Here is a 14754-nt window from a genome sequence, read left to right as displayed (position 1 = left end):
TCGGGATGGTGATCGGGGCGGGAGCCGTGGAGATGGCCCACTCCGGGTCCTTGAGCCCGTGCCCGGTGACCGTGCACACCACCGTGGCGCCGGCCGGAATCCGGCCCGCCGCCGCCTGCTGCAGCAGCCCCGCCACGCTGGCCGCGCTCCCCAACTCCACGAAGACCCCGACCTCCCGGGCGAGCAGCCGGTACGCGGAGAGGATCTCCCGGTCCGTCACCGCCGCGATCAGGCCGCCGGAGGCCTCCCGGGCGTCGATCGCCCGGGTCCAGCTCGCCGGATTACCGATCCGGATGGCGGTGGCGATCGTCGACGGTTCGCGTACCACCTCGCCGGCGACCAGCGGCGCCGCACCGGAAGCCTGGAAGCCGAACATCTTCGGGGCGCGGCTGGCCCGCGCGTCCGCCAGCTCCTCCGAGTAGCCCATCCAGTAGGCGGAGATGTTTCCGGCGTTGCCCACCGGCAGGCAGTGGATGTCCGGCGCGTCGCCGAGCGCCTCGACGATCTCGAACGCGGCCGTCTTCTGACCGTGCAGCCGGTCGATGTTCACCGAGTTGACCAGCGCCACCGGATAGTCCTGGGCGAGCTTGGCAGCCAGCGCGAGGCAGTCGTCGAAGTTGCCGTTGACCTGGAGCAGCTTCGCACCGTGCACCAGCGCCTGGGCCAGCTTGCCCAGCGCGATCTTGCCCTGCGGCACGAGGACAGCGCAGGTCAGACCGGCGCGGGCCGCGTACGCGGCGGCGGAGGCGCTGGTGTTGCCGGTGGAGGCGCAGATGATCACCTTGTTGCCGGCCTCGACCGCCTTGGAGACCGCGACCGTCATGCCCCGGTCCTTGAAGGAGCCGGTCGGGTTGGCCCCCTCCACCTTGAGGTGCACGTCGCAGCCGAGCCGCGCGGAGAGCACCGGCGCGGGCAGCAGCGGCGTGTTCCCCTCGTTCAGGGTGACGACGGGCGTGGCGTCGGTGACCGGCAGCCGGTCCCGGTACGCCTCGATCAGACCCCGCCACATGTCGCTCTCCTCGCTCTTCCGCCCCCGCCGACCATGGACACGCCAAGCCTGGACCAGCCTCGTCGACCGGCCCGCGAACCACCCCCCGTTAACCACCTGGCGGGACACCCCGCGGTTGCAGGCCCACGTCGCCGTCCACGCCGAGCCCGACGCGGCCCCACGACCGTCGCACCGCTGCGCCGCGTCGCCCCGCCGCCGGGACACCACCGGCACGCCCGGTGCCGGCCCGGGTCACCCTCATCGGCGACGGCCAGCCGTCACCGGGTCAAACGAGTCACACCCCGCCCTCGACCCGCAGCACGCTGGTCACCGAACGGACGATGTCCAGAGCACGCAGCTCGGAGACGGTCGCCGCGAGCGCGGCGTCCGGTGCGACGTGGGTGACGATCACCAGGTCGGCGTCCGCGCCGCTCCCGGGCGTCGAGCCCTCCGCCGGCCCCTGCCGCACCGTCGCGATCGACACACCGTGCCGGGCGAACACCCCGGCCACCGCGGCCAGCACACCCGGCCGGTCGGCCACGTCGAGACTCACGTGGTAGCGGGTCAGCGCCTCCCCCATGGGCCGCACCGACAGGTCGGCGTACGCGCTCTCGCTGGCCGCGCGCACCCCGGCGAGCCGGTTGCGGGCGACCGCCACCACGTCGCCGAGGACCGCGCTGGCGGTCGGCGCCCCACCCGCGCCCCGGCCGTAGAACATCAGCTGCCCGGCCGCCTCCGCCTCGACGAAGACCGCGTTGAACGCGTCCCCGACGCCCGCCAGCGGGTGGTTCAGCGGGATCATCGCCGGGTGCACCCGGACGTTGACGGTCTCCCGGCCGGCCGCGTCCACGCCCCGGGCGGCGATGCAGAGCAGCTTGATGGTGCACCCCATCGCCTTGGCGCTGGCCACGTCGGCGGCGGTGACCTCGGTGATCCCCTCCCGGTGCACGTCGGCGGCGTTCACCCGGGTGTGGAACGCCAGCGAGGCGAGGATCGCCGCCTTCGCCGCCGCGTCGAAGCCCTCGACGTCGGCGGTCGGGTCGGCCTCGGCGTACCCCAGCTCGGTCGCCTCCTCCAGCGCCTCGGCGAAGCCGGCGCCGGTGGCGTCCATGGCGGAGAGGATGAAGTTGGTGGTGCCGTTGACGATGCCGGTGACCCGGGTGATCCGGTCCCCGTGCAGCGACTCGCGCAGCGGGCGCAGCAGCGGGATCGCGCCGGCCACCGCGGCCTCGTAGTAGAGGTCCGCGCCACCCTCCGCGGCCGCGTCGTGCAGCGCCCCGCCGTCCTCGGCGAGCAGCGCCTTGTTGGCGGTCACCACGCTCTTGCCGGCCCGCAGCGCCTCGACCAGCCAACCGCGTGCCGGCTCGATGCCACCCACCACCTCCACCACGACGTCCACGTCGTCCCGCTTGATCAGGCCGAGGGGGTCGGTGGTGAAGAGCGACGGGTCCACCGGCAGCTCGCCGCGGTCGCGACCGAGCCGGCGTACGGCGATGCCGGCGAGCTCCAGCGGGGCGCCGACGCGGGCGGCGAGGTCGGCCGACTGCTCGTGCAGCAGCCGCACCACCTCCCCGCCGACGGTGCCGCAGCCGAGCAACGCCAGGCGCACAGGTGAGGTCATCCAACATCCAATGCGAGCAGGTCCTCTTCGGTCTCCCGCCGGACGATCAGACGTGCCTGGCCGTCGCGCACCGCGACCACCGGGGGGCGCGGCACGTGGTTGTAGTTGCTGGCCATGCTCCGGCAGTACGCGCCGGTGCCGGGCACCGCGACAAGATCTCCGGGCTGCACGTCGGCGGGCAGGAATTCATCCTTCACCACGATGTCCCCCGACTCACAGTGCTTTCCCACCACGCGGGCGAGCATCGGCTCGGCGGCCGACGCCCGGGAGGCCAGCGTCGCGGAGTAGGAGGCGTCGTAGAGCGCGGTACGGATGTTGTCGCTCATCCCGCCGTCGACGCTGACGTACGTGCGGATGCCGTCGACGTCCTTGACCGTGCCCACGTCGTAGAGGGTGAACATGGCCGGGCCGACGATCGCCCGACCGGGCTCGATGGAGAGGCGCGGCACGGCCAGCCGCTCCGCCTCGCACTCACCTTCGACGATCTTGCGCAGCCGCTTGGCCAGCTCGTGCGGGGTCGACGGGGCGTCCTGCGTGGTGTACGCGATGCCGAAGCCGCCGCCGAGGTCCAGCTCGGGCAGCTCCACCCCGCGCGCGTCGCGGATCTGCGCCTGCAGGGCGAGCACCCGCCGGGCGGAGACCTCGAAGCCGCTGGTGTCGAAGATCTGCGAGCCGATGTGCGAGTGCAGCCCGCGCAGCTCCAGCACGTCCTCGTCGAGGATCTTGAAGGCGGCCGCCGCGGCGGCTCCACCGGCCAGCGAGAAGCCGAACTTCTGGTCCTCGTGGGCGGTGGCGATGAACTCGTGCGTGTGCGCCTCGACGCCGACCGTGACGCGGACCAGCACCCGGGGTCGTACGCCCCGCTCGCGGGCGAGCGCGGTCAGCCGATCGATCTCGGTGACCGAGTCGACGATGATCCGCCCGACCCCGGCGTCCACCGCCCGGGTCAGTTCGGCGATCGACTTGTTGTTGCCGTGGAAGCCGATCCGCGCCGGCTCCATCCCGGCCGCGAGCGCGGTGGCGAGCTCGCCGCCGCTGCACACGTCGAGATGCATGCCCTCCTCGGCGATCATGCGCACGACGGCGCGGCAGAGGAACGCCTTGCCGGCGTAGTAGACGTCCATGCCGGCGAAGGCGTCGCGGTAGTCGCGGCAACGCGAGCGCAGATCGTCCTCGTCGAGCACGTAGGCCGGGGTGCCGAACTCGGCGGCGAGGTCGCGCACGCTCAGGCCGGCGACGGTGAGCGCGCCGTCGGCGGCCCGCCGGACGTTGCGCGGCCAGAGCTCCGGCACCAGGGCGTTGACGTCGGCCGGCGTACGCAGCCAGGCCGGCCCGCGGCTGCCGATCTCACCGTGCAGCGCGCCGGCCTCGTGAGCCCGCATCAGTACCACCTTCCGTTCGTGACCGCGGGGCCCGCGAGCTCACTCCTCGCGTTCACCGGCTACATCCTCTCCGGCGCGGTGACGCCGAGCAGGTGCAGGCCGTTGGCGATCACGGTGCGGGTGGCGTCGTTGAGCCAGAGCCGGGCCCGGTGCAGGTCGGTGATCTCCTCGTCGCCCTGCGGCAGGACCCGGCAGTTGTCGTAGAAGCGGTGGTACGCCTGGGAGACGTTCTGCTCCAGGTAGTGGGCCAGGCGGTGCGGTGCGCGCAGCTCGGCGGCGGTGGCGACCACGGAGGGGAACTCGGCGAGCGCCTTGAGCAGCTCGTTCTCCTTCTCGTGGCCGAGCAGCTCCGGGCGGAACGATCCGGCGTCGCCCCGGGTCAGGCCGACCTCGGCCGCGTTGCGACTCACGCCGGCGGTGCGCGCCGCCACGTACTGGACGTAGTAGACCGGGTTGTCGCGGGTCGCCCGGGTCCAGAGCTCCACGTCGATGTCGATCGGCGAGTCGCTGGAGTAGCGGGCCAGCGCGTACCGCGAGGCGTCCACGCCGATCGCCTCGACCAGGTCCTCCAGGGTGACCACGGTGCCGGCCCGCTTGCTCATCCGCATCGGCTGCCCGTCACGCAGCAGGTTGACCAGCTGGCCGATGAGGATCTCCAGGTTGCGCTCCGGGTCGTCGCCGAAGCACGCGGCCATCGCCTTCATCCGGCCGATATAGCCGTGGTGGTCGGCGCCCAGCATGATCACGACCCGCTCGAAGCCCCGCTCGCGCTTGTCGAGGTAGTACGCGCAGTCCGCCGCGAAGTAGGTCCACTCCCCGTTGGACTTGCGCAGCACCCGGTCCTTGTCGTCGCCGAACTCGGTGGTGCGCAGCCAGGTGGCGCCCTCGGCCTCGAAGACGTGGCCCTGCTCCCGCAGCCGAGCCAGGGCGAGGTCCAGCTCGCCCCGGTCGTGCAGGTCCTTCTCGTTGAAGTAGGTGTCGAACTCGACCCCGAAGTCGCGCAGCGAGGAGCGGATCTCGTCGAACATCAGCGCGACGCCCTCGACCCGGAAGACCTCCTGGGCCGCGGCGTCGTCGAGGGAGAGCACCTCCGGCCGGCGGGCCTGGACCTCGGCGGCGATCTCCGAGATGTACGCGCCGCCGTAGCCGTCCTCCGGAACCGCCTCGCCCCGCGCGGCGGCGAGCAGCGACCGGGCGAACCGGTCGATCTGGGAACCGGCGTCGTTGAAGTAGTACTCGGTGCCGACGTCGGCGCCGGTGGCGCGCAGGAGCCGGCTCAGCGCGTCGCCGACAGCGGCCCACCGCACACCGCCGATGTGCACCGGGCCGGTGGGGTTGGCGGAGACGAACTCCAGGTTGATCCGCTGCCCGGCGAGCCGCTCGCTGCGGCCGTACTCCGCGCCGGCCTCGACGATCACGCGGGCGAGCTGACCGGCGGCGGCCGCGTCCAGCCGGATGTTGAGGAAGCCGGGGCCGGCGATCTCCACGGACTTGACGCCCGGCGCCTTGCCCAACTCCTCGGCGAGGGCGCTCGCCAGCTCCCGCGGCGGCCGGCCGACCTTCTTGCTCAGCTGCAACGCCAGCGTGGAGGCGTAGTCGCCGTGCTCGGGGTTTCGGGGTCGCTCGACGGTGGTCTCCCCGGGCAGCACGGCGGGGTCCAGGCCCCGTTGGGTGAAGACGGCGTGGGCTGCGGCGAGGACGACCTCGGCGAGTTCTGCGGGAGTCACCGATCCATGTTATCGGGGGTAGACTCGGTGCCCGCGGCGGTGACCCGTTGTGCGTACCAGACCCGCCGGCTCCCTGACCGACCGACCTGACGAGGCACGATGAGCATCAGCACCCCGGGCGGCGAGCAGCGCCGTCCGACCGTGGTCAGCACGGGCAAGAAGCCGGCCGCGGGTCGGCCGGCGTCCGGCGCCAAGGCCGGATCCGGCAAGCCGACGGCCGCTCGCGCGGGTGGGGGCAAGGGCCCCCGCAAGCCGATCGCCCCGGTCAAGGTCAGCCAGGGCCGCGCCAAGGGCCCGATCATCCTCTTCGTCGTCGTGGGGCTGGTCGCCGCCGGCATCATCGGCTTCGGCGCCTGGGCCGCGTTCCAGGGCTCCAAGCCGTGGGAGGAGCGGGCCGACGCGATCAGCGGCATCGTCAACTACCGCGAGAAGGACCCGGAGCTGGTCAAGGGCAGCAACCACCAACCAGGCCCGATCAAGTACACGATCTCCCCGCCGGTGGCGGGTCCGCACAACCAGGCCTGGCAGAACTGCATGGGCGACGTCTACGACGCCCCGATCGCCAACGAGCACGCGGTGCACAGCCTGGAGCACGGCTCGGTCTGGATCACCTACCGCCCCGACCTGCCGGCCGACCAGGTCGCCAAGCTCGCCGACAAGGTGCGCGGCAACGAGAAGATGCTGATGAGCCCGTTCGAGGGGCTGGACAAGCCGATCTCGCTGCAGGCCTGGGGCTACCAGCTCAAGGTCGACAACGCCGATGACAGCCGGATCGACGAGTTCATCAAGACGCTGCGGGTGAACGCCTCGATCGAGGGGCCGACGGCGCTGTGCAACCAGGGCATCACCGCCACCGGCACCACGCCGCGTGACGACGGTGTGCAGATGCCGACCCAGTAAGGATCGTGATGACGGCTCCCGCCACCCTTGACAGCTCACCCGAGTCCCCGGCCGTCGACGACGGCCGGGGGGCCCGCTTCCGCCTCGGTCTGGTGGGAGTCGCCGTCGCCGTCGTGGTCGCCCTGCTCCTCGGGTACGCCGGCGGCCTGCTGACCCCCAGGCTGACCCGCCCCGGCGACGGCTCGGTGGAGGCCGGCTTCGCCCGGGACATGACCGCCCACCACGCCCAGGCGGTCGAGATGGGGATGATGGCGTTCCAGCGCGGTACCGACCCCGAGGTACGCCAGATCGGTGGCGACATCGCCAGCGGCCAGCAGGGCGAGATCGGCATCATGCAGACCTGGCTCCGCGAGTGGGGGCTCGACCCGACCGGGTCGCAGCCGCGCATGGCCTGGATGCCGGACGGCGCCAGCCTGGTCAAGAACGGTCTGATGCCGGGCATGGCCACACCGCAGGAGATGGAGCGGCTGCGCGCCGCACAGGGCCGCGAGTTCGACCTGCTCTTCCTGAACATGATGATCAACCATCACCTCGGTGGCATCCACATGATCGACGGTGTGCTCGACGCCGGCGACGAGCCGGAGGTGACCCGGACGGCGCAGATCATGAAGAACACCCAGCAGACCGACCTCACCAACCTGCAGAACGCGAAGAAGCGCCTCGGCGGCTGACCCGCGCCGCGCTCTCCCATCCGACCGAGAGGTCTGGGTCGCTCCGGTTCCTACCGGCCGACCCGGGCCTCTCGGCCGTTTCCGGCGCACCCGTCCGCGGCGGCCGGGCCCGACGCGCCCCGGGCAGCCAACTCCTTGCGCGCCCGACGATTCACCCGGGGTCCTTGGAGTCGGGGCATCACCCGGTCGGGGCGGCCCGACACGCAGGGAACCCGAGTCGATCAACTCCGGCGGGGCCGCGCCCCGTCCCGCGAACCACCGCTCACTATGGGCGGTCTGTCCGATTACATGCGTTCGAAGAGTTTTCTCCACACATATCGTGACCAGTTGCGATTCGGGCTCGTTGCGCAAGACGTGGGGGTTGCACTGAGAGACGCACGGCGTTCGGTCACCAGCTGGTGCCGGCGCCACACCATCGGCGGTGACGGGGCGGTGGCAGCCGCCCGTCGCGGACAGCGGCAGAGCGAGCCGGGAATGCTCAGCCGCGAACAGGAACTCGAACTGATCGACACCCTGCGCGGCGTCCACCCGGACCAGTTCGACCTGGACGAGGAGCTGTGGACGCGACAGAGCCTGACCGCCCTCATCCAGCGTCAGTTCGAGCTGCCGATGGACGCCGGCGCGGTCGGGGCGTACCTGCGGGCCTGGGGGCTGGGTCCGCGGGAGCCGCGCGAACGGGCCTGCGGGCTCTGCGTGGGCGCGGTCGAGCGCTGGGTGCGCAGCGAGTACCCGGCGATCACCCGGGCCGCCCAGGAGCACCTCGCCGAGGTGTACTGGATCGGTCGGGTCCGCCTGCGCGGGACGATGCCGGCGGCGGACGTGATCTCCGCCGTCTCCTCCCGCGGTCGGGTCCGTTTCATGATCACCACGCCGAACGTCGACCCGCCACTGCCCCGTGACTTCGTGCTGCGACTCAGCGGCGCGGAGGAGCGCACGGTGCATCTGATCGTGGACGGCTCCTGGGCCCGCAACGAGTGGCCGCGTCGGCTGCCCCGGCGGATCGTGCTGCACCCGCTGCCCAGCTGCGGTCGCGCGCTGGCCGCCTGAGCGGCCCACTCCCCGGTTGGCCGTCAGCGTCGATCATGAGGTTGACCTGGTCCGGGATCGTCCGATCCCCCGTCAACCTCGTGGTCGACACCGCGGGGCCGGGGGTCGGGAGCCGGGAAGACGTGCGCGGCGGATACCGATTCGGCGTTGGCACCGAGCGTTTGCTAGTCTTTGCCAGTCGCTGAGCCCCCGTAGCTCAGGGGATAGAGCACCGCCCTCCGGAGGCGGGGGCGCAGGTTCGAATCCTGCCGGGGGCACCACCGATGAGCAACATGAAAGGCCGCTGACCAGGCAACTGGGCAGCGGCCTTTGTCGTGTTCCCACCCCGGGCCCGCCGAGCTGCGGCGTGGCCGCCGGCGACGCACCGCTCCCGCCGCCGGTACTCCTGCCGTTCTCGAACGCTCCTCGGCGAGCCCTGTGGAACCGAGCCCAGACCCGGACTGACAGGACGTGGTTAGACCCGCACGACAGGCCGACGATTGAGGCCACGGCGGCGCGAGCGCCACCGATCGGCCGCGGTGCACGCGGCAGAATCACCGGGAAAGAAGGCTTCAGCATGACCACCCCCGTTCGCAACCGCTACATGCAGACCCCGGCGCCCGGAGCGCCGTTCTCGTTGACCGAGGGCGATCGGTCGGAGCCCGGCATCGACCAGGTGCGGGTGACGGTCGAGGCGTGCGGCGTCTGCCACTCCGACGCCATGATCGTCGCCGGCCACGTTCCGGGCAGCGTGTTCCCGCTGATCACCGGGCACGAGATCGCCGGCAGGATCGACGCGGTCGGCTCCGGCGTGACCGGGTGGCAGGTCGGTGACCGGGTCGCCGTCGGCTGGTACGGCGGCAGCTGCGGACACTGCGCCGCGTGCCGCACCGGCGACGGCGTCCTCTGCCTCGAGGCCCAGGTGCCGGGCCTGGCCTACCGCGGCGGGTTCGCCGACTCGGTGGTGGTGCCCGCGGTCGCCCTGGCAGCGATCCCCGACCAGCTCACCGCGTCCGAGGCCGCACCGCTGGCCTGCGCGGGCGTCACCGCGTACAACGCGCTGCGGCACAGTGCCGCGCGCCCCGGCGACACCGTCGCGATCCTCGGGATCGGCGGCCTGGGGCACCTGGGTGTCCAGTTCGCCGCGAAGATGGGCTTCGAGACCGTGGCGATCAGCCGCGGCGCGGACAAGGCCGTCCTGGCCGAGCAGCTCGGTGCGGCGCACTACGTCGACAGCGGGCGGCAGAACGTGGCGCAGGCCCTCCAGGCGCTCGGCGGCGCGAAGGTCGTCCTGGCCACCACCACGGACGGGCATGCGATGGGCGCGGCCGTCGACGGCCTCAGCCGACGTGGCGAGCTGATCGTGGCGGGTGTCTCGACGGACAGCCTGGATCTCTCCGCGATGCAGGTCTTCCACCAGAACCGGCGCGTCTACGGGCACGCCTCGGGCATCGCCGTCGACACCCAGGACACCCTGCGCTTCGCCGTGCAGACCGGTGTACGGGCGTGGACGGAGGAGCTGCCGCTCGAGCAGGCCGACACCGCCCTGGCGAAGCTGGCGAGCGGGCAGGCGCGCTTCCGTATGGTGCTGACCACGGGTAACTGAGACCGGAGACGAGCATGATCGACCGCAAGGAGCTGGGGAGATTCCTGCGCAGCCGGCGCGAGGCGATGCGGGTGACCGACGTCGGCCTGGTCGCGGGCACCCGGCGGCGCACCCCGGGCCTGCGGCGTGAGGAGATCGCCGGACTGGCCAACATCTCGACCAACTACTACGAGCGGATCGAGCAGGGCCGGGGAGGCAACCCCTCCGAACAGCTCATCGGCAGCCTGGCCCGCGCGTTGCGGTTGGATGTCGACGAGCGGGATCACCTCTACTCGTTGGCCGGGTTCCCGGCACCGCCGGCGTACGCCGGTGCCGGTTACGTCGATCCCGGTCTGATGTACCTGCTCGACGCCCTGGTCGCAACGCCGGCGCAGATCACCGACGACCTCAGCTTCGTGCTGGCGCAGAACCAGCTGGCGCAGGCGCTGGTCGGCCCGTGGGCCGACCAGCGCGGGCTGGCGGGCAACGTCGTCTGGCGGTGGTTCACCGATCCGTCGAGCCGATCGATGAACCCGGAGAGCGAGTGGGACGAGTTGTCCCGGACGTACGCCGCGGACCTGCGGGCGAGCATCTACCGTCGCGGGCAGGACGAGGCGTCCAGACGGCTGCTGGGCAAGCTGCTCGCCACCAGTCCGGAGTTCGCGGCGTTGTGGGAGCAGGGTGACGTGGCAGTGCTCCGGTCCACACGTAAGCGGTTACGCCACCCGCAGGTTGGTGAGCTCGATGTGCAGTGCGACGTCGTGGCCAGCCCAGGGACCGGCCACCGCCTGGTGGTCTGGCGCCCCCAGCCGGGCGGCGACGCCGCCGAGAAGATCGAGTTCCTCCGCGTGCTGGGTGCCTCCATCATCGCTTGAACCGCCGCCGCGGCTCACTCCGGCCCCGCCGTCGGCGCGGGTCGAGCGCATCGCCCGGGATACAGGTCCTAGCGGCGCCTGCGGGTCGCCAGTGCGCCGACGGCCGCGATCAAGCCAACCTTCACCAGCCGCAACGCGCGCTCCTCTCTGGACGAACCGGGGCAGGCCCTCGGTACGCAGAGTAGCCAGCCGGCAACCCGCATTCCCCGCCAGGCACGTTGGGGGTTACTCCCGCGAGACGGCACGAGCTGGACGAAGAAGGCCGTCGCCGGATTCGACCGGGCGGCGGCCTTCTTCGTCAGCACCGATCAGGTCCGGACGGCCGGCGGCATCCGGCGGCCCGCGCCTCGGTTTCCGCGCCGGTCACACTGTCTTGACGAGCCCACCGTCGATGCGGACGTCGCTGCCGGTCATCCAGGAAGCGGCGGGGCTGGCCAGGAACACCACCAGGTGGGCGATCTCCTCGGCGGTGCCGAATCGGCCGAGCTTGATCCCGCCGAGGCCGTCGGCCATCGCGCGCATCGCGCCCTCCAGGTCGGAGCCGATGGCCGAGGCGAGCTGTTCGCCGAGTCCTCCGGGCGCGGTCCAGAGCGGGGTCCGTACCGGTCCGGGGCTGACGGTGTTGACGCGGATGCCCTGGGGGGCGAACTCCGCCGAGAGCGACTTGCCGAGGTTGGTCAACGCCGCCTTGGTGGCGGAGTAGTCCACCACGCTCGGGTCGGGCAGTGCCGCGTTGACGGAGCCGACGTTGACGATCGCGCCGCCGCCGCGTTCGAGGAGCACGGGCACCGCCGCGCGGATTGCCCGCACCGCGGAGAGCAGGTTGAGTTCGACGGCGCGGAGCCAGTCGGCGTCGCTGACGGAGAGGAATCCGCCGAACCGGGGGCCGCCGCCGGCGAGCCCGCCCATGTTGTTGACCAGCACATCCAGACCACCGAACCGTTCGATGGCGGTGGCCACCAGCCGGCCCGGGCCGTCCGCGGTGGACAGGTCGACGTCGACCGTCGCCAGCACCTCGTCGGAGGCCAGTCCGGCGAGGTCGGTGCCGGCGTCACGGCTGCCGGCCACCACCCGTGCGCCCGCGTCGAGCAGCTCACGGGTGACGGCGGCGCCGATGCCCTTGCCGGCGCCGGTCACGACGGCGACCTTGTCGGTGAGATCCCACGGTACAGACATGTTTGTCCCTACTTTTTTGATCGATCGGTCAAGAAAAAGGGCAGGCCGATGCCACGCCCCACGGGTGAGCGAGGAATCAGGGGTGCAGCATCGCCAGGACGGTGTCCAGCGCGCGGATCAGGGTGCTCCGGTCGGCGCCCCCCGCTTCCATCACCCGCATGCCCTGGATGGTGGTCACGGTGAGCGCCGCCCAACCGGGCAGGTCCACCGTGTCGGCGACCAGGCCGGCGGCCCTGCCGCGCTGCGCCGCCTCGAGCAGCACCGTCTCCAGGCCGGCGAAGGCCGCCGTGACCCGAGCCCGGACCTCGGCGTCGTCACCGGCCCGTTCGGCGGCCGCGGCGACCAGGAAGCATCCCCTGGGGTCATCGGCACAGCTGCCGTCGAGCAAGGGCAGGATCGCCGCCCGCAGCGCCGCCCGAACATCGACAGTGCCGGAGAGCGCCTCCAGCAGCGGAAGGTAGAAGTGCTCCCGGTAACGGTCCAGCGCCGCCAGGTAGAGCCGCTGCTTGTCGCCGAACGCCAGGTACAGCGACTGCCGCCCCACACCGGTGGCCTCGGTCAGGTCCGACAGCGACGTGCCGTCGTACCCGCGCTCCCAGAACGTGCGCATGGCCGCGTCCAGCGCTCCGTCGACGTCGAACTCCCTCGCCCGTCCCATGACACGACAGTAGAACTTATTTGATCGGTCGGTCAACAAAGGTGGCCGAGGCCACCATCCCGCCCCGGTCAAGCCACGCCCGTGGTGCGGAAACGCCGCTGGTAGACCGAGGGCGGGACGCCGTACGTCGTGGTGAAGGCCCGCCGCAGCGTCTCGTCGCTGCCGAACCCGCTGCGACGGGCGGCCTCCCCGACCGTGCCGCCCTGTTCGAGGAGGACCCGGGCCGCCTCGATGCGCGCCAGCTCCAGGTAACGGCCGGGCGTGAGACCGAGCTCCCGCTGGAAGATCCGGCGCAGGTGTCGCGGGGTCACCGTCGCGTCGCGGGCCATCGCCTCGATCGGGTACGGGCGAGCCGGATCGGCCGCCACCCGGTCGACCACCCGGCGCAACCGCTGGTCCCCGCTGGGCGGAAGATCCTGCCGGACGGAGAACTGGGACTGCCCGCCGGGGCGCTGCATGAACACCACGAGCTCCCGCGCCACCTCCCGGGCCGGCCCCGCCCCGTGGTCCGCCTCGACCAGAGCCAGCGCGAGGTCGATCCCGGCGGTCACCCCGGCACTGGTGAGCAGGCGGCCACTGCGTACGTAGATCGCGTCGGGCGCCACCTCCACCCGCGGGAACTCGGCGCGCAACCGCTCCGCGTGCCGCCAGTGCGTGGTCGCCGGGTGCCCGTCCAGCCATCCCGTGCGGGCCAGGACGAACGCCCCGGTGCAGACCGCCGCGAGGCGGGTGTCGGGGCGGACCAGGTGGCCCAGGCGGGCCCGGACCTCCGCCGTGTCGGGCAGCGCGGACAGGTCGTCGGCGCCGGTGAGCACGAGCGTGTCCACCGGGTCGGCCTCGTCGAGGGTCGTGTCGGCGGTCAGCCGCACGCCGGACGAGGTGCGTACCCGCGTCGACTCCCAGCCGATCAGCTGGACGACGTAGCCCGCGCCCCGCCGGGTGGCCGCGTCGAAGACGTCCACCGGCCCCGACACGTCGAGCAGCTGCACTCCGTCGAAGACCAGCACACCGACCCGGTGCGGTCCCTGCCCGGCCATCCGTTGCGCCTCCTCCACCGGCTCTCCGGTTGCCCGACCGGCCATGTCCGTAACTGTGGGGTGCCTGTCCCTGCGGACATGGCCCGTCGAGTCTAGCCCCGGCAGCATCGAGGTCGAGGCGGGCGGACACCGGCCGGCCCAGCACGGAAGGAACCTCGATGAGCGAGATCATCGCCGGGATCACCATCCCGGACACGCCACTCGTCGCCGCCGCTACCGAACTGGTCCGCGCGGCGACCGACGACCTGCTCTACCACCACTCGCGCCGGGTGTTCCTCTTCGGCGCGCTCCAGGGCGAACGCCGCCGCCTCGATCCGGACCCGGAGCTGCTCTACGTCGGCGCGATGTTCCACGATCTCGGCCTGACCGGCGAGTACGCGAGCACCGACCTGCGCTTCGAGGTCGACGGGGCGAAGGCGGCGGAGCGGTTCCTGCTCGACCACGGCCGCTCCGGGCAGGAGGCGCGCAAGGTCTGGCTCGCCGTGGCGTTGCACACCACACCCGGCGTACCCGAACATCTGGACCCGGAGATCGCCCTGGTGACCGCCGGGGTGGAGACCGACGTGCTCGGCATCGGCTACCGCGACCTGGACCCGGCGCGAGTCGCCGAGGTGACGGCGGCCCACCCGCGTCCCGACTTCAAGCGGCAGATCCTGGCGGCCTTCAACCGGGGTGTGGCGCACCGGCCGCAGACCACCTTCGGCACGGTGAACGACGACGTGCTCGCGCACTTCGACCCGTCGTTCGTGCGGGACGACTTCGTGAAGATCATCCTGGGTAACGACTGGCCGGAGTGAGCCGTGGCGCAGCCCGGCGTCAGCCCGCCTGCCGCCGGGCTCGGGCCCGGCGCCTGCCCTCGTGCATCGCCTGCACCCGGGCGACCGGGATGGCCCGCCCCTCCTCGACCAGGTCGGCCGGGAGGGGCTGCGGCTCCGGCATCAGGTCGAGCCACGGGTCGCGGGCGGCGACCAACCCCGGCACGGTACGCACGGTGAAGTCGCCCGGCGTGACGTCCGGCAGGACTGCCCAGTCGACGGGGAACGAGACCGGCAGCCCCGGGCGCAGCCGCGGGCTGTACGCGGCCACCACCGCCTTCATCCGGGAGGAC

The 14754-nt window shown here is 72.2% G+C and carries 13 protein-coding genes, 1 tRNA gene and 1 pseudogene; 7 read left to right on the top strand and 8 right to left on the bottom strand.

Features of this window, described 5'->3' with window-relative positions; translation table 11 throughout:
* From thrC to argS, 4 genes are all read right to left on the bottom strand, one after another.
* The coding region (thrC, locus tag E1211_RS22955) for a threonine synthase (RefSeq protein WP_132351080.1) at positions 1-1009 on the bottom strand (1009 nt) is incomplete at its 3' end.
* A 274-nt stretch (positions 1010-1283) separates the two neighbouring features.
* Complete coding sequence (locus E1211_RS22950) at positions 1284-2597, bottom strand: homoserine dehydrogenase (RefSeq protein WP_207915483.1); 1314 nt, start codon at positions 2595-2597, stop codon at positions 1284-1286.
* A gap of 8 nt (positions 2598-2605) precedes the next feature.
* Entirely contained in the window at positions 2606-3991 is a 1386-nt protein-coding gene (gene lysA / locus E1211_RS22945) for a diaminopimelate decarboxylase (RefSeq protein ID WP_132351078.1), read from the bottom strand.
* Between the two features lie 59 nt (positions 3992-4050).
* Entirely contained in the window at positions 4051-5718 is a 1668-nt protein-coding gene (argS, locus tag E1211_RS22940) for an arginine--tRNA ligase (protein ID WP_132351077.1), read from the bottom strand.
* A 99-nt stretch (positions 5719-5817) separates the two neighbouring features.
* On the opposite strand from argS, the gene E1211_RS22935 reads away from it, so the two are divergent.
* From E1211_RS22935 to E1211_RS22910, 6 genes are all read left to right on the top strand, one after another.
* A complete protein-coding gene (locus E1211_RS22935) occupies positions 5818-6618 on the top strand; it encodes a DUF3105 domain-containing protein (RefSeq protein ID WP_132351076.1) in 801 nt (266 codons plus the stop codon).
* A gap of 8 nt (positions 6619-6626) precedes the next feature.
* Positions 6627-7289 (top strand): DUF305 domain-containing protein, encoded by a 663-nt coding sequence (locus E1211_RS22930; protein WP_132351075.1) that lies wholly within the window; start codon positions 6627-6629, stop codon positions 7287-7289.
* A 354-nt stretch (positions 7290-7643) separates the two neighbouring features.
* Positions 7644-8336, top strand: coding sequence for a winged helix-turn-helix domain-containing protein (locus E1211_RS22925; protein WP_132351074.1), 693 nt, complete (start codon positions 7644-7646; stop codon positions 8334-8336).
* Positions 8337-8521: 185 nt separating this feature from the next.
* A tRNA-Arg gene (locus E1211_RS22920) sits at positions 8522-8596 on the top strand.
* A 296-nt stretch (positions 8597-8892) separates the two neighbouring features.
* The gene (locus tag E1211_RS22915) at positions 8893-9921 is read left to right on the top strand and encodes an alcohol dehydrogenase catalytic domain-containing protein (protein ID WP_132351073.1); all 1029 of its coding nucleotides are present in this window, start codon (positions 8893-8895) and stop codon (positions 9919-9921) included.
* Between the two features lie 14 nt (positions 9922-9935).
* The gene (locus tag E1211_RS22910) at positions 9936-10775 is read left to right on the top strand and encodes a helix-turn-helix transcriptional regulator (protein ID WP_165947317.1); all 840 of its coding nucleotides are present in this window, start codon (positions 9936-9938) and stop codon (positions 10773-10775) included.
* Positions 10776-11138: 363 nt separating this feature from the next.
* On the opposite strand, the gene E1211_RS22905 is transcribed toward E1211_RS22910, so the two are convergent.
* From E1211_RS22905 to E1211_RS22895, 3 genes are all read right to left on the bottom strand, one after another.
* Positions 11139-11951: an oxidoreductase gene (locus E1211_RS22905; protein ID WP_132351072.1), complete on the bottom strand. Its 813-nt coding sequence runs from the start codon at positions 11949-11951 to the stop codon at positions 11139-11141.
* 76 nt (positions 11952-12027) lie between these two features.
* Positions 12028-12609, bottom strand: a complete 582-nt coding sequence (locus E1211_RS33030; RefSeq protein WP_207915482.1) for a TetR/AcrR family transcriptional regulator — start codon at positions 12607-12609, stop codon at positions 12028-12030.
* Positions 12610-12677: 68 nt separating this feature from the next.
* Complete coding sequence (locus E1211_RS22895; RefSeq protein ID WP_207915481.1) at positions 12678-13691, bottom strand: GlxA family transcriptional regulator; 1014 nt, start codon at positions 13689-13691, stop codon at positions 12678-12680.
* 113 nt (positions 13692-13804) lie between these two features.
* Between E1211_RS22895 and E1211_RS22890 the strand changes: the two genes are divergently transcribed.
* Entirely contained in the window at positions 13805-14443 is a 639-nt protein-coding gene (locus E1211_RS22890) for an HD domain-containing protein (protein WP_132351071.1), read from the top strand.
* Positions 14444-14462: 19 nt separating this feature from the next.
* Here the strand turns inward: E1211_RS22890 and E1211_RS22885 are convergent.
* Positions 14463-14754 (bottom strand): annotated as a pseudogene (locus E1211_RS22885) (ATP-dependent DNA ligase); the annotation flags it as partial.

The sequence above is a fragment of the Micromonospora sp. 15K316 genome (assembly GCF_004348525.1).
Taxonomy (GTDB): domain Bacteria; phylum Actinomycetota; class Actinomycetes; order Mycobacteriales; family Micromonosporaceae; genus Micromonospora.
Note: the sequence above shows the minus strand (reverse complement) of the source record. Positions and strands in the feature narration are given on the sequence as shown.

Bases quoted from the DNA above. Each gene is read 5' to 3' on its own strand.
- E1211_RS22930 (WP_132351075.1), top strand. From the start codon at position 6,627: ATGACGGCTCCCGCCACCCTTGACAGCTCACCCGAGTCCCCGGCCGTC.
- E1211_RS33030 (WP_207915482.1), bottom strand. From the start codon at position 12,609: ATGGGACGGGCGAGGGAGTTCGACGTCGACGGAGCGCTGGACGCGGCC.
- E1211_RS22895 (WP_207915481.1), bottom strand. From the start codon at position 13,691: ATGGCCGGTCGGGCAACCGGAGAGCCGGTGGAGGAGGCGCAACGGATG.
- E1211_RS22905 (WP_132351072.1), bottom strand. From the start codon at position 11,951: ATGTCTGTACCGTGGGATCTCACCGACAAGGTCGCCGTCGTGACCGGC.
- E1211_RS22910 (WP_165947317.1), top strand. From the start codon at position 9,936: ATGATCGACCGCAAGGAGCTGGGGAGATTCCTGCGCAGCCGGCGCGAG.
- lysA (WP_132351078.1), bottom strand. From the start codon at position 3,991: ATGCGGGCTCACGAGGCCGGCGCGCTGCACGGTGAGATCGGCAGCCGC.
- E1211_RS22915 (WP_132351073.1), top strand. From the start codon at position 8,893: ATGACCACCCCCGTTCGCAACCGCTACATGCAGACCCCGGCGCCCGGA.
- E1211_RS22890 (WP_132351071.1), top strand. From the start codon at position 13,805: ATGAGCGAGATCATCGCCGGGATCACCATCCCGGACACGCCACTCGTC.
- E1211_RS22935 (WP_132351076.1), top strand. From the start codon at position 5,818: ATGAGCATCAGCACCCCGGGCGGCGAGCAGCGCCGTCCGACCGTGGTC.